General features: G+C 71.4%; 11 protein-coding genes. 6 read left to right on the forward strand and 5 right to left on the reverse strand.

Going from position 1 to position 14,372, the window contains the following annotated elements:
- The 3 genes from E1J50_RS02600 to E1J50_RS02610 all read left to right on the forward strand — a co-directional run.
- A partial coding sequence (locus E1J50_RS02600) for a S24 family peptidase (protein WP_132250120.1) occupies positions 1-626 on the forward strand: 626 nt, incomplete at its 5' end.
- Between the two features lie 109 nt (positions 627-735).
- Complete coding sequence (locus tag E1J50_RS02605; RefSeq protein ID WP_132250272.1) at positions 736-1,812, forward strand: ATP-binding protein; 1,077 nt, start codon at positions 736-738, stop codon at positions 1,810-1,812.
- A 138-nt stretch (positions 1,813-1,950) separates the two neighbouring features.
- Entirely contained in the window at positions 1,951-2,931 is a 981-nt protein-coding gene (locus tag E1J50_RS02610; protein ID WP_132250122.1) for a TIM44-like domain-containing protein, read from the forward strand.
- Between the two features lie 37 nt (positions 2,932-2,968).
- Here the strand turns inward: E1J50_RS02610 and rsmA are convergent, their stop codons facing one another.
- From rsmA to lptF, 5 genes are all read right to left on the reverse strand, one after another.
- Complete coding sequence (gene rsmA, locus E1J50_RS02615) at positions 2,969-3,832, reverse strand: 16S rRNA (adenine(1518)-N(6)/adenine(1519)-N(6))-dimethyltransferase RsmA (RefSeq protein ID WP_132250124.1); 864 nt, start codon at positions 3,830-3,832, stop codon at positions 2,969-2,971.
- A complete protein-coding gene (gene pdxA / locus E1J50_RS02620; RefSeq protein WP_132250126.1) occupies positions 3,829-4,956 on the reverse strand; it encodes a 4-hydroxythreonine-4-phosphate dehydrogenase PdxA in 1,128 nt (375 codons plus the stop codon). Before pdxA ends, rsmA begins: the two co-directional genes overlap by 4 nt.
- A 98-nt stretch (positions 4,957-5,054) precedes the next feature.
- Positions 5,055-7,652: an LPS-assembly protein LptD gene (locus E1J50_RS02625; RefSeq protein WP_405029777.1), complete on the reverse strand. Its 2,598-nt coding sequence runs from the start codon at positions 7,650-7,652 to the stop codon at positions 5,055-5,057.
- Between the two features lie 56 nt (positions 7,653-7,708).
- Positions 7,709-8,797: an LPS export ABC transporter permease LptG gene (gene lptG, locus E1J50_RS02630; RefSeq protein WP_132250128.1), complete on the reverse strand. Its 1,089-nt coding sequence runs from the start codon at positions 8,795-8,797 to the stop codon at positions 7,709-7,711.
- A 5-nt stretch (positions 8,798-8,802) separates the two neighbouring features.
- On the reverse strand, positions 8,803-9,963 hold the full coding sequence (lptF, locus tag E1J50_RS02635; protein WP_132250130.1) for an LPS export ABC transporter permease LptF: 1,161 nt from the start codon (positions 9,961-9,963) through the stop codon (positions 8,803-8,805).
- A gap of 278 nt (positions 9,964-10,241) precedes the next feature.
- Here lptF and E1J50_RS02640 point away from each other — a divergent pair, with 278 nt between their 5' ends.
- From E1J50_RS02640 to E1J50_RS02650, 3 genes are read left to right on the forward strand one after another with little or no spacing between them, the layout of a single operon-like run.
- The gene (locus E1J50_RS02640) at positions 10,242-11,741 is read left to right on the forward strand and encodes a leucyl aminopeptidase (protein WP_132250132.1); all 1,500 of its coding nucleotides are present in this window, start codon (positions 10,242-10,244) and stop codon (positions 11,739-11,741) included.
- 46 nt (positions 11,742-11,787) lie between these two features.
- A complete protein-coding gene (locus E1J50_RS02645; protein WP_207919136.1) occupies positions 11,788-12,531 on the forward strand; it encodes a hypothetical protein in 744 nt (247 codons plus the stop codon).
- A gap of 11 nt (positions 12,532-12,542) precedes the next feature.
- Positions 12,543-14,291 (forward strand): AMP-binding protein, encoded by a 1,749-nt coding sequence (locus tag E1J50_RS02650; protein WP_425374902.1) that lies wholly within the window; start codon positions 12,543-12,545, stop codon positions 14,289-14,291.
- Positions 14,292-14,372 lie beyond the last annotated feature (81 nt).

A 14,372-nucleotide genomic window follows, 5' to 3' on the forward strand; every position in this document is an offset into this window, starting at 1 on the left:
CCCACGAGCAGATCTGGACTGCGATCGATCGCTTGGCCGAGCGCCACGGCTTCTCGGCCTCGGGCCTCGCCCGCAGGGCGGGGCTCGACGCCACGAGTTTCAACCGGTCGAAGCGGATCGGCCCGGACGGACGCAAGCGCTGGCCCTCCACCGAGTCGATCTCGAAGGTGCTCGCCGCCACCGGCGCGAGCCTCGACGAGCTCCTGCGCCTGATCGAGCCGCGGGAGGGGCCGCCGCGCTCGATGATCCCGCTCATCGGCATGACGCAGGCCGGCGCCGGCCGGCTCTTCAACGAGGAGGGCATGCCGACCGGCGGCCCGGGCTGGGAGGAGATCGAGTTCCCCGACATCGGGGAGGAGCGGGCCTTCGCGCTGGAGGTGCAGGGCGACTCGATGGCCCCGCTCTACCGGGACGGCGACGTGCTCATCGTCTCCCCGACCGCGAGCCTGCGCAAGGGCGACCGGGTGGTGGTTCGCCTCGGCTCCGGAGAGGTGCTGGCGAAGGAGATGCGCCGCCGCACGGCCCGCACGATCGAGCTCGCCTCCCTCAATCCCGACCATGAGGATCGCGTGGTCGGGGTCGGCGACATCGCCTGGATGGCCCGGGTGATGTGGGTGCGGCAGTAGCGCCCGCCCCGCGCCGGTCCCGCGGCCCCTGCCTCTCTCGACCCGCCCTGCGGTTCCCGCTATCGGTGAGTGCACCGTGGGCTCAGGGCCCGTCGAGGCCGACAGCGCGATGCGAGAGCCCGGACCTGAGGACGTGAGCGGCGCGGCCGAGATCGAGCCGGGCTGGGTCGCGCTCCTCGACGCCGCCGCCGTACCCGCCATCCTGACCGACCCGCGCCGCGACGGCGCGCCGATCGTCTACGCGAACCCAGCCTTCCTGGCTCTCGCCCGCCGCAGCGCGGCGGAGGTGCGCGGGCGCGGCATCGCGAGCCTGTGGCCCGGCGCGGCCGCGGGCGAGGGCGGCGGCGCCGAGTTCCTGGCGATGGCCGGCGACGGCAGCACCTTCTGGGCGAGCCTGACCCAGGCGCCGGTCGCGGGCAGCCCCCTCCGCCTCGGCCAGATCGTCGACGTGACCCGGCGCCGCGAGATGGAGGGCGCGCTCGCCCTGTCGCGGCAGCGCGAGGCCCTCGGCCTCCTCACCAACAGCGTCGCGCACGAGTTCAACAACTTCCTCCAGATCCTGATCGGCTACATCGACGGGCTGAAGCGCCGCCTCGCGGACAAGCAGGAGCCCTTCATCCAGCGGGCGGTGACCCGCTCCACGGACGCCGCCGAACGCGCCGCCGTGCTGACGCGCCAGCTTCTCGCCTTCTCCCGCCGGATCGCGCCGGAGGTCCGCGCCGTCGATCTCGACGCGGTGGTCGCCGAGATCGCCGGGCGCCTGCGGGAATCCCTGCCGCCGAGCATCACCCTGGCGGTCGAGACGAGCCCGAACCTGCCGCGGGCGCTGAGCAACCCGACGCAGCTCGAACTGGCGCTCGCCCACATCGTCGCCAATTCCTGCGAGGCGATGCCGCGGGGCGGCACCATCACGATCGCGACCTTCCCTGTGCCGGTGGGAGACCGCACGATCCAGCGCCCGTCCGACGGCGCCGTCGGCATCCTCGTGAGCGATACCGGAACCGGCATGTCGCAGGAGATGCTGGCGCGCGCGCTCGCCCCCTTCGCCACGAGCCGCGAGGCCGGCCGGGGCGCGGGGCTCGCCATCGTCCACGGCCTGATGAAGCGCCAGAACGGCACCGTCGCGATCGACAGCCGGCAGGGAGAGGGGACGAGCGTCCGCCTCATCTTCCCCGCCGCGGCCTGAAACCTGCCGAGGCGGCCGTCGCCGGGCCGGCTTTGTCACCGAAAGGTGAGGCGAAACCGGACTAAAATTCCCGCTCGAGCGTTCCCATATCGTCGGTGGCGCTCACGCCACCACGTTTTCTCTCGCAGAGGCGTATCGATGCTCACCTCCCACACGCGCCGCAAGCGCACCGCGGCCCTCCTGGCGCTCGCTGCAGCGCTGACGGTCGCGGCGCCGGTCGTCGAGGCCCGTCCGGGCGGCGGCGGCTCCGTCGGCTCGCGCGGAAGCCGGACCTTCAACGCACCGTCCGCGACCCCCACGGCGCCCGGCACCGCCGCGCCGATCCAGCGCTCGCAGACCCAGCCCGGCCCGGGCATGTCGAATCCCGGCATGCAGGCCCCGAGCCAGGGGCGCCGCTTCGGCGGCGGCTTCTTCGCGGGCCTTCTCGGCGCCGGCCTTCTCGGCGCGCTGATCGGCGGCGGCTTCTTCGGGGGCCTCGGCGGCATCGCCTCGTTCCTCGGCCTGCTGCTGCAGGTCGGTCTCATCGTCGGCCTGATCGTGCTCGCCGTGCGCTTCTTCCGCCGCCGCCAGCAGCCGGCCGGCGCGGGCGCGCCCTACGCCCGCCAGAGCCTCGACAACGGCCCCGACCCGCGTGGCGGACAGCCCGGCCCTGCCGGCATGGCGTCCAGCGGCCTCGGCGGCCTGATGGGCGGCGGCGCGCAGCGCCCCGCCCAGCAGCGCCCGGTGCAGATCGGCCCGCAGGACTACCAGGTCTTCGAGCGGATCCTCGGCGACGTGCAGGATGCCTATTCCCGCGAGGACATGGTGACCCTGCGCAACATCGCGACGCCGGAGATGGCGGGCTACTTCGAGGAGGAGCTGCGCGCCAACGCCGCCCGCGGCATCGTCAACCGGATCTCGGACGTCAAGCTCCTGCAGGGCGACCTCGCGGAAGCCTGGGGCGAGGGTCAGGCCGAGTACGCCACGGTCGCGATGCGCTACTCGCTCAAGGACGCGAAGCTCGACCGCAACACGAACCGCGTCGTGGAGACCGAGCCGGGAGAGGCCACCGAGGTCTGGACCTTCGTGCGCGGCCCCGGCCGCCCCTGGATGCTCTCGGCGATCCAGCAGACGGCCTGACCGTCCGAAACGACCACCTTCCGATGGCCGGCGCCGCTCACGCGGCGCCGGCTTTTCTCTGCGCGTCCCATGCGTTGGCGAGCGCGACGAAGCCGGCGACCGGCACCTCCTCCGCCCGCGCCGTCTCGGGGATTCCCGTGGCGGCCAGGAGGGCGGCGGGCTCCGGAATGAGGGCCTTCAGGCTCTGGCGCAGCATCTTGCGGCGCTGGCCGAAGGCCGCCCGGGTGACCGCTTCGAGCGCGCCCGCGCGGCAGGGCAGGGGGTTGGCCCGCGGAACGAGCCGCACCACGCTCGACGTCACCTTCGGCGGCGGCACGAAGGCGGAGGGCGCCACGTCGAACAGGATGTCGGCCCGGGTGCGCCAACCGCAGAGAACGCCGAGGCGCCCGTAATCGGCGCGGGCGCCCTCGTCGGCGACGATCCGCTCCGCGACCTCGCGCTGGAACATCAGCGTCGCCGAATCCCACCAGGATGGCCACGCCTCGCCCTCCAGCCATCCGGTCAGGAGCGCGGTCCCGACATTGTAGGGGAGGTTCGCCACGATCCGGGCGGGGCCATCGCCCAGGAGCGGGCGCGGGTCGAAGGCGAGCGCGTCGGCGTCGACCACTTCCAGCCGGCCCGGGTAATGCGCCGCGATCTCGGCGAGCGCCGGCAGGGCGCGCGGGTCGCGCTCGATCGCGACGACGCGGGCGGCACCCTCCGCCAGCAGGGCCCGGGTCAGGCCGCCGGGGCCGGGGCCGACCTCGACAACGGTCACGCCGTCGAGCGGCCCCGCCGCCCGGGCGATGCGCCCCGTCAGGTTCAGGTCGTAGAGGAAGTTCTGGCCGAGGGCCTTCTTCGGCTCCAGGCCGTGCCGGCGCACGACCTCGCGCAGGGGCGGCAGCCCGTCCGAGGCACTCATAGCTCGTCGGTCGGGTCGAAATGGGTCGGGCGGCTCGGGCGGGGCCGGTTCAGGTAGTCGCTGATCGGGAGCACGTCTGCGACCGCCCGGGCCGGCCGGCGCGCGGCGACGTGGCCCGCGAGCCGGTCGGCGAGGCGCAGGGCCGCGATCAGGCTGTCGGGCCGGGCGATGCCCTGGCCGGCGATGTCGAAGGCGGTGCCGTGGTCCGGCGAGGTCCGGATGAAGGGCAGGCCGAGGGTGACGTTGACGCCCTCGTCGAAGGCGATCGTCTTGATCGGGATCAGGGCCTGATCGTGGGTCGGGGCCAGCGCCACGTCGTAGGTGGCGCGGGCGCGGGCGTGGAACAGCGTGTCGGCGGGCAGCGGCCCGCGGATGTCGAGCCCCTCCGCGCGCAGCCGCTCGACGGCGGGTGCGAGCACGTCGCGGTCTTCCGTGCCCATCGTCCCGGCCTCGCCCGCATGGGGGTTGAGGCCCGCCAGGACGAGGCGCGGGCGCTCCATGCCGAAGCGCGCCGTGAGGTCGGCCGCGACGATGCGGGCGGTGCGCTCGACGAGATCTGCGGTGAGGAGGTCCGGCACCCGGCGCAGCGCCACGTGGATCGTGACGGGCACGACGGCGAGCCCCTCGCTCCAGATCATCATGACGGGGAGCGGAGGCTCGGCGCCGGGTCCCGCCGCCAGGGCGGCCAGGAACTCGGTGTGGCCCGGATGGGCAAAGCCGACCTGCGTGAGGACGTATTTCGCGATCGGGTTCGTCACGATCGCCGAGGCGCGGCCGGCCTGCACGAAGGCGACCGCCGCGGTGATGGATTCGATCGTCGCGCCGGCATGGGCCGGATCGGGCTTGGCCGGCAGCGCCTCGATCGGCGTCCCGCTCGGCAGGGGCACCACCGGCAGGGCGCGCGGGAAAACCTCGGCCGCCGTCTCGGGGTCGATCTCCGCCACCGGCACGGTCTCGCCGAGCCGGTAGGCGGTGCGCTCGACGAAGGCCGGGTCCGCGACGAGGAAGAAGGGCGGCACGCCGGGATTCGCGCTCCGCGCCCGCCAGGCGGCGAGGGCGAGTTCCGGCCCGATCCCGGCGGGATCGCCGAGGGTGAGGGCGAGGGGAGGGCGATCCTGCATCATGCCGTCATCGGTCGGTCAGCCCGCCTCGTCGGGATCGAGTCCGCCGGTTCCCCGGCGCGGCCCGGCTCATCCGGAGCCCGTCGCGTCGGGTTCAACGCTCAGCGCACCGCCGCGATGCCGTCGGCGGTGATCGGCGTGCCGACGTTCTGGCGCAGGTCCGCCTCGCCGAGCGTCTTCAGCTCGACGCGCAGGAGCACGGTCTGGTTGCGCTCGCGGACGCCGAGCGCGGTGGCGATCGGCGAGATGATGTAGTTCAGCGAGATCGTGGTGCACTCGTCCTGGTAGCCGCCGCCGAGGCTCATGCCCGACAGGTAGAAGCGGTTGCTGCTGGGCGCGAGCGGCATCTGGCCGATCGGGTTGGCGAGGTAGCTGCGCAGGGCGTCGTTGTAGGAGTCGCGCGCGTCGAGATAGTGCGTCAGGTCGACCAGCGCGGAGCCCGTGAGGAACCAGTTCGGCGTGATGTGGTAGGTCGCCGAGGCCGTGATGCCCTCGCGGTGGTTGTTGAAGCCGAGCAGGGGCTGGGCCTCGTAGAACGAGTAGAAGGCCGAGACCGTCAGCGGCAGGAAGGGCGAGAACCGCGCCGTGACGCCGCTCTCGAACCGGTTGACCCCGAAATCCGCCTGGTCGAAGCGGGCGCGGGTGATCAGGCTGATATGCTGGTTCGGCGAGAGCTGGAAGCGGCCGACGAAGTCCGAGCGCCGGTTCTCCAGGCCCGATTCGAGGCCGACATTGGCGATGTCGCCGCGCCGGAACGAGTTGACGCCCGCGATCTGCACGGATTCGCCGAACAGGACGTTGGCGTACCAGCCGGCCGGCGTCACCACCGAATACTGGCCGCCGAGATTGGCGCGCACGCCGCCCTCGACGCGGTCGTAGCCCGAGAACTTGTCCCACTCGAACAGCGAGGTGTCGTCGAAGACGAGGCTCTGCGCATCCTCGTTCGGCAGGCGCCCGATGCGGGTCTCGCTCGGCCGCGCGATGACCTGGGCGATCGGCTCCAGCGTGTGGACGCCGAAGCGGCCGGCATCGGAGACGAAGGGATAGCGGTAGTCGACGCCGACCGCCGGCATGACGCGCCCCGACGAGCCCTCGCCGATATTGGCGATCGTCGGCACCAGGGCGTTCTGGTAGCCGGACAGGCTCGGGTTCACGAAGAAGGCGTCGGTGCGCAGATACGCGAAGGGCGTGATCACCTGCCCGAGCGGGTCGATGAAGCTGCGCCGCCAGGAGACCTGGGCCGAGGCGCGGGTGTTGGTGCCGGCGAGGCCCCGGATCAGGCAGGTCGAGCGCGTGAAGGTGCTGCACGTGTCGTAGAGCGGGTAGTTGATCCCGTTGACGCTCGGGCTGAACAGGTAGGCGTTCGAGCGGGGCAGGCCCTGGAAATCCGTCGCCTCGCGGGTGAGGCTCGTGATGTTGCCCTCGAAGCGCAATTCGCCGCCGAGGGGATCCGGCCCGTTGATCCGCTTCTCGTAGTCGATCACCGGCGCGACGACGGGCTGCTCCTTCTGCCAGTCGAAGCTCGACAGCACCTTGAAGTAGTAGCCCCGCGCCTCGAACCACGAGCGGTCGCCCTGGCCGTTGAGGTAGGCCGTCGAGACCGCCTCGCGGAAATAGTCGGTGACGATGCTCTGGTTGCGGATGCGATAATTGTCGAGGAACCACTTGTCCGTGACGCCGACGACGTCCCAGCCCGTGGTCCAGCGGTCGTTGATGTAGAAGCGGCCGCGGGTCTCGACCGAGCCGCGGAAATCCCGGTCGCCCGCGCCGAGAGGGCCGGGCAGGAAGGCGCTCGGCGTCGTCTGGAAGATCCCGCTCAGGCGCAGGTTGTAGCTGCCGGTCTCCAGCCGGTGCCGGAACTCCGCTTGGCCCAGCACGCCCTGGCGGCTCAGGAAGGCCGGCGTCAGGGTGAGGTCGTAATTCGGCGCCACGTTGAAGAAGAAGGGCGTCGCGACGCCCGTGCCCAGGGCGGTCGAGGTGACGAAGCGCGGCGTCAGGAAGCCGGTCTTGCGCTTCACCGTCGGGTCGGGCGCCTCGAAATAGGGCAGGTAGGCGACCGGGATGCCGCCGAGCTCGAGCCGCGAATCCTCGAAATAGACCGTGTGGGTCTCGTTGTTGTGGATGATCTTGGCCGCGCGCACCTGCCAGAGCGGCGGCTTCTCCGGATTGTCCTTGCACGGCTCGCAGGCCGTGTAGGTGCCGTAGTCGAAGCTCGTCTGCTCGCCCGCGATGCGCTCGGCGCGGGGCGCCGAGAAGCGCGTGCGCACCACCTCGCCGCGCTGCTCCACCGTCTGCTGCACGCGCAGCGAGTCGATGAAGCCGTTCTTGAAATCGTCCGTCAGCTCCATCCGGTCGCCGGTGACGACGGCGCCGTCCCGGTCGGTCAGGCGGACATTGCCCTCCGCGATCACGCGGCTCGCGCCGCGGTCGTAGCGGACGCTGTCGGCCTGCAGGGTGCGGGGGCCGTAATGCAGCTCGGCATTGCCGCGGGCGGTCACCGTGTTGCGGTCGTTGTCGTAGATGAGCTCGTCCGCCTCGACGAGGAGCTTGTCGCCGGGCTTGCCCTGCAACGCGCCCGGGGCGGCTCCGCGCGCGCCCGCCTTCTGGGCAGCCGCCTGCGTCGCGGTCGCCAGGGGGGTGGCGGCCGTCATCAGCGCCAGCAAGCCGGCGGTCCATGCAATGTCGGCGACCCTACGCAACGCGCGTCCCAACTCCTGCCACGGTCGTTCCTCGCCTGCCGTCAGAAGCCGCAGCCTCAGCCGTCCTCCTGGTACAGAAGCGTGAGCGTACCGAGAAGACTCCCTACCACGGCCGGAAACCACGCCGCCACCGGCGCCGCCACGATCCCCGAGGCGCCGAGCCCCTCCATGACCTGACGGGCGACGTAGAGGGCGAAGCCCGCCGCGACGCCCCCGAGCACGAGCTTGCCGACACCACCAAAGCGGAAGAACCGTAAGGAAACGGTTGCCGCCACGAGGACCATGGCGACGAAGAGCATCGGCCTGGCCAGGAGCACATCATACTGGAGTCGGTACCGGGTCGCATCCAACCCCGCCCGCTCCGTCCGCGCGATGGTCTCGGGAAGTTGCCAGAAAGGCACAGAATCCGGGGGCGTGAAGCGCTGCTGCACCTGCCCCGGATCGAGCGGCGAGGCGATGAGATAGGTGTTGAAGGGTTCCGGCGGCACGCCCGGCGCGAGCACACGGGCTTCGCTCAACTCCCAGTAGCCGTCGTGCAGGGTCGCCCGCGCCGCCTCGATCTGCGAGACGAAGGAGCCCGCCTCGTCGAAGGTGAAGACCGAGACGCCGGCGAGCGTCGTGGTGCCCTCGATGGCCGTCTCCGCCCGCACGATCGCCTGCCCGTCGAGGCCCTTCTGGCGGATCCACAGATCCTTGCCCGACCCCGCCTTGGTGGAGCGGGCGAAGATCTTGGCCTCGATCACGGTCGAGCGCTGCTTCAGCATCGCCGAGACCGGGTTGTAGATGCCGATGGTGAAGGCGCCGATGGCGAGCGCCACGAGAAGGCCCGGCTGCAGGAACTGCCACGCCGAGATGCCAGCGGCGCGGGCAACGACCAGTTCGAGCTTGCGCGAGAGCTGCAGCAGGGTCGCCATCGAGCCGAACAGGACGGCGAAGGGCAGCACGCCCTCGGCGACGGTCGGCGTCCGGAAGAGCGAGAGCTGCGCCATCAGCCCCGCCGTGGCGCCCTCCGCATCGCCGGCGCGCCGCAGGAGCTCCACGAAGTCGAGGGTGTAGACGAGTGCGAAGACGGTGATGAAGACGCCGAGCACCGTGCGCAGGAAGCGCAGGGCGAAGTAGCGCCCGAGGGTCGCGCCGATCAGCATCCGCCTCAGCCCGCCGCCAGCCGCGGCGCGCGCGCGCGCAGACGCCGGAACCCGGCGGCGAGGCGCGCGCCGGACGCGCGCACGGCCGGGCCGTGGAAGATGACGAGCGCGGACAGACCGATCGCGAGGAGGGGCACAGCGTAGATCGCCACCACAGCCCCGGCGCTGCGCGCGGCCGCGCTCGTCGCCGCGAAGCCCGCGATCCGCAGGAGCGTGACGGCGACGATGGCGCCGGCCACCGACAGGCCGCGGCCCTGGCGCGTGGTGCGCGGGTCGCCGAGGGCCGCGAAGGCGAGGAAGGTGAGGGCGATCGGGTAGAGCCAGGCCGAGAGCCGGTCGTGCAGCTCGGCGCGGAAGCGGCCCTTCTGGGCGAGGTAGTAGCGCTCGCTCCGGTCGGGGAAGAGGAGCTGCGTCGTCGAGCGCTCGCGCGGCTTGTAGACGATCTCGGCATCCGGCGGCGCGAAGGCGGCGAGGTCGATCGTGTAGCGCTCGAAGGTGAGGATCGAGGAATCCCGCGAATCCTTCAATTGCTGGTGGACGCTGCCCTTCTCCAGGGCGAGGTAGCTCTGCCCGTCGACCTCGATCGCCTGCCCCCGCTCGGCGAGGTAGACCTTCGTCTTGCCGGCCTCGCGCTTGTCCTGGATGAACAGGCCGAGCAGGGCGCCGCCCTGGCCGCGCTCGCGGAAGTGGAAGGTGATGCCGTTCTCGAGGCTCGTGAACTGCCCCTCCTTGAGCACGTTCGCGATCAGGTCGCCCCGCACCCGGGTCACGACGTCCCGCAATTCCTGGAAGCTCGACGGCATCACCTGGATCGTCAGGAAGGCGGTGAGGAAGGCGATCGCGAAGGCGAGGGTGAGGAACGGGCGCAGGATGGAACGGGGCTTCATGCCGGCCGCCGACATCACGATCAGCTCGGAATCGCCGTTCAGCTTGTTCAGCGCGTAGATGACCGCGATGAACAGGGCCATCGGCGAGATGACGGCGATCAGCGTCGGCAGCGACAGGCCGGTGACGAGCAGGAAGATGAGGAGCGTCTGCCCCTTGGCCGTGATCAGGTCGAGCTCGCGCAGGGCCTGCGTCACCCAGATCGTGCCCGTCAGCCCGACGAGGCAGGCGAGGAAGGCGGAGAGCGCGATCCGGAATATGTAGCGCTCGATCTGCGTCATGGGGTCGTCATGGGGTCCCGATGGGTCGCCCGCCCTCGTCCTCGCGCGACCGTGATCGCGCCGCCGAATCCGCGGCTCCCGCCATCCGCCCCCGCGCCGGCTCTTCCGCTGAGAGCGCCCCGAAAAGGGCGGTTTGAGGGCGCCCCGCCGCGACCCGGGGAGGCCCGGCGCCGCGTTGCGTTCTGCGCCTCAGAGGCTACACAGGCAGAGGGCCGGCCCGCGGCGCGCCCGGGCGAGCCCGCGCCCAGAGACATCATCGGCTGACGGAAAGCAACGACATGGCGGACGCTATCACCATCACCTTCGGCCCGCTCGGTTCCGCCGGTCGCGGCGATCTGGTGGTGTTCGTCGGGGACGACCTCGCCCTCGGCTCCGCGGCGCGGGACGTGATCGGCGCCGGCGGAGCGGATCTCGTCGCCCGCGCCGCCGCAGCCGAGAAGTTCAAGGGCCGCTCGCTCTCCGCCCTGGTGCTGCCGGCACCGGCCGGGATCGAGGCGGACCGCTTGGTGGTGATCGGCCTCGGCTCCGAGAAGGACCGCGCCAAGACCGATTGGCCGGTGCTCGGCGGCTTCACCGCCGGCAAGGTCTCGGGGCGCACCGCGCGGGTGGTGCTCGGCGCGAACGGGGGCGCCGTGACGCCCGAGAACGCGGCCGAGTTCGCCCTCGGCGCGCGCCTGCGCAGCTACAGCTTCGACCGCTACAAGACGAAGAAGAAGCCCGATGCCGACGAGAACGGCGGCACCACGCTGCACCTGCTGCTGCCCGAGCATGAGGCGGCTGCCGAGGCCGCCAAGGCGTCCGACGCCGTGGCCGAGGGCGTGCTCATCGCCCGCGACCTGATCAACGAACCGCCGAACGTCCTCTACCCCGAGGAATTCGCCCGGCGCGCCTCGGCCCTGTCGAAGCTCGGCGTCGAGATCGAGATCCTGGAGCCCGCCCGGATGCGCGAGCTCGGGATGGGCGCGCTCCTCGCCGTGGCGCAGGGCTCCGTGCGCGAGCCCCGCGTGGTGGTGATGCGCTGGAACGGCGCGGCCGACCGGTCTGAGCCGCCGGTGGCGCTGATCGGCAAGGGCGTCGTGTTCGATTCGGGCGGCGTCTCGATCAAGTCGGCCGGCGGCATGGAGGACATGAAGGGCGACATGGGCGGTGCGGCAGCCGTCGTCGGCACGCTCCACGCGCTCGCGAGCCGCAAGGCGAAGGTGAACGTGGTCGGTGCCATCGGCATCGTCGAGAACATGCCCGACGGCGGCTCCTACCGCCCCTCCGACATCGTCACCTCCATGTCCGGCCAGACGATCGAGGTGATCAACACCGACGCGGAGGGCCGCCTCGTGCTGGCCGACGTGATCTGGCACATCCAGGGCGCCTACAAGCCGAAATTCATGATCGATCTGGCGACCCTGACGGGCGCGATCATCGTGGCCCTCGGCCAGGACATCGCGGGCCTGTTCTCGAACGACGACGAGCTGGCCGCCCGGATCACCGCGGCCGGCGAGGCGACGGGCGAGAAGGTCTGGCGGATGCCGCTCGCGCCCTCCTTCGACAAGGCGATCGACTCGAAATTCGCCGACATGAAGAACACGGGCGGGCGCCACGGCGGCGCGGCGACGGCGGCCTCCTTCATCAAGCGCTACGTCAACGACGTGCCCTGGGCGCATCTCGACATCGCGGGCGTCGGCATGTCCTCGAACGCCACCGAGATCAACCGGAGCTGGGGCGCGGGCTGGGGCGTGCGCCTCCTCGACCGGCTGGTGCGCGAGCATTACGAGGCGAAGTAGGGCTGTCCCTCGAACCGGAGGCGGCGATGCCGGGAGGGACGGCGCCGTGAGCGATCCCGAAGCAACCCAAGGGGCCGGGCCGGCCCTCGTCGCCTTCGCGCCGCTCGCCGCCTCGCTCCTCGCCACCGCGCTCGTCGCGGTCACGGGGTTCGACCAGGGCTCTGCCCTGCCGCCTTCCGTTCAGGCGCGCTTCTACGGCTTCTTCCTCGACCAGTATCCCCTCTTCGCCTTCGCGATCGTCTACGCGCTCGCGCGCATCCTCGCGGTCGCCTTCGGGCCCGGCCCGGCCTCCGTGCCGCGTCGCCTGATCGGCGGGCTCGCGGGCCTCGGCCTCGTCCTCGCCGCCTGCCTGCACCCGACCTTCGGCGGGCTCGTGCTGCGCGCGGGCTTCGCGACCGGCGGCATCGGCTTCCTGAACCAGATGCCGTTCCCGCTCGCCTACGCGCTCGGCACCGCCGCCGCCGCCTCGCTCTTCGGCACGGTGCTCGGCCTCGCCGTCCTGATGACGAATCGCGGGCACCGCCCTCGCGTCGGCTGGCGGCGCGCGCTTCCCGCCCATCTGGGTGGGCTGATCCTGCGCTTCCTTGCCCTCTGGCTCGCCTTCGCAATCCTCGGCCTCGCCCGCGAGGCCGGGATCGGGCTCTGGCCGCGGCGCCCCCTGACCATACCGCAGTTCGGAATCATCGCCGGATTGCTCGTCGCCGCCCTGCTCCCACACAGCGCGATCACCGCGCTGCGCGGGCATACTTATTCCCGAAATGCCTTGATCAATCCGGCGCGATCCCGCTAATCCGTTGCGCAATGGGGCAAAGCCCTGGGCAGCCGCGAGCCGCCGAGACGAGAGGGAGGATCGCCGTGATCCAAGACATCCGTGCCGAGCGGCCCTGGCTGGCTGCCTATCCGCCCGGCGTGCCCCCGGAGATCGACGTCGAGCGGCTGGGCACGCTGGCCGACCTGTTCGAGACGAGCATGGGGCGCTACGCCGACCGGCCGGCCATCATCAGCTTCGGCACCTCGATCACCTATGCCGATCTCGGCGCGCGGTCGGAGGCGCTGGCGGCCTGGCTGCAGGGGCAGGGGCTCGGCAAGGGCGACCGGGTCGCGATCATGATGCCGAACGTCGCCGCCTACCCGGTGGCGCTGTTCGCCGTCCTCATCGCCGGCTGCACGGCCGTGAACGTCAACCCGCTCTACACGCCCCGCGAGCTGATCGCGCAGCTCAACGATTCCGGCGCGCGCGTGCTGATCGTGCTGGAGAATTTCGGCCACACCGTCGCGGAGGCCCTGCCAGACCTGGATCTGGACCGTATCGTCGTCGCCGGCCCCGGCGACGGGCTCGGCCTGAAGGGTCGGGTGATCGATCTCGCCTCCCGCCACGTGAAGAAGGCGGTGAAGCCCTTTCGGCTCCCGGCCGCGATCACGACGCGCTTCGAGGCGGCGGTGAAGGCGGGCCGGAACCTCCGCCGGAAGCGGGTCGAGATCGCGCCGGACGACCTCGCCTTCCTCCAGTACACGGGCGGTACCACGGGCGTCGCCAAGGCCGCGATGCTGACCCACCGCAACATCATGGCCAATGTCGAGCAGTGCCAGCTCTGGTTCGGAGCCTCCGACACCGCCGAGCGTCGGACCATGGTCACGGCGCTGCCGCTCTATCACATCTTCGCGCTGACCTGCTGCTTCTTCTTCTTCATGCGGCTCGGCGGCACCTGCCTGCTGATCCCGAACCCGCGCGACGCCGACGGTTTCGTGAAGACGCTGGCCAAGAGCCACTTCACGCATTTCTCGGGCGTGAACACGCTGTTCAACCTGCTCAACAATCATCCGCAGATCGGCACGGTCGACTTCTCCCACGTGGATTACGTGGTGGCGGGCGGCATGGCCGTGCAGAAGGCGGTGGCGAGCCGCTGGAAGGAGGCGACCGGTCAGGCGATCGTCGAGGGCTACGGCCTCTCCGAGACCTCGCCGGTCGTCTGCGTGAACCCGCACCGGCTCAGCGAGTGGTCCGGGACGATCGGCTTCCCGCTGCCCTCGACGGAGGTGTCGATCCGCGGCGAGGACGGGATGCCGGTGCCGCTCGGAGAGCCGGGCGAGATCTGCGTGCGCGGGCCGCAGGTGATGAAGGGCTACTGGAAGCGGCCCGACGAGACCGACCGGGCCACCACCGCCGACGGATTCTTCCGCACCGGCGACGTCGGCGTGATGCTGGCGGACGGGCAGATCCGGATCGTCGACCGGATGAAGGACATGATCATCGTCTCCGGTTTCAACGTCTACCCGAACGAGGTCGAGGACGTGCTGGCGAGCCACCCGGCCGTGCTCGAATGCGCGGTCGTCGGCGCCCCCTCGGCGGAATCGGGGGAGATGGTCGTCGCGCATGTCGTGCTGCGGGACAGGAGCGCCACGCAGGAGGTCATCCGCGCGCATGCCCGCACCCAGCTGACGCCCTACAAGGTGCCGCGCAGCGTCGTCTTCCACGAGACGCTGCCGAAGACGAATGTCGGCAAGGTGCTGCGCCGCGCGCTCCGGGACATGCCGCCCGGCGCCGCCTGAGCCAGGCCGGGCGGGGCCAATCTGTCGCGGGCCTGAAACCTTTCGGGCGCCGTTGACGAATGAACGGGACGCGTCAGCTGT

The organism is Methylobacterium segetis, assembly GCF_004348265.1.
In the GTDB taxonomy this organism is placed as follows: domain Bacteria; phylum Pseudomonadota; class Alphaproteobacteria; order Rhizobiales; family Beijerinckiaceae; genus Methylobacterium; species Methylobacterium segetis.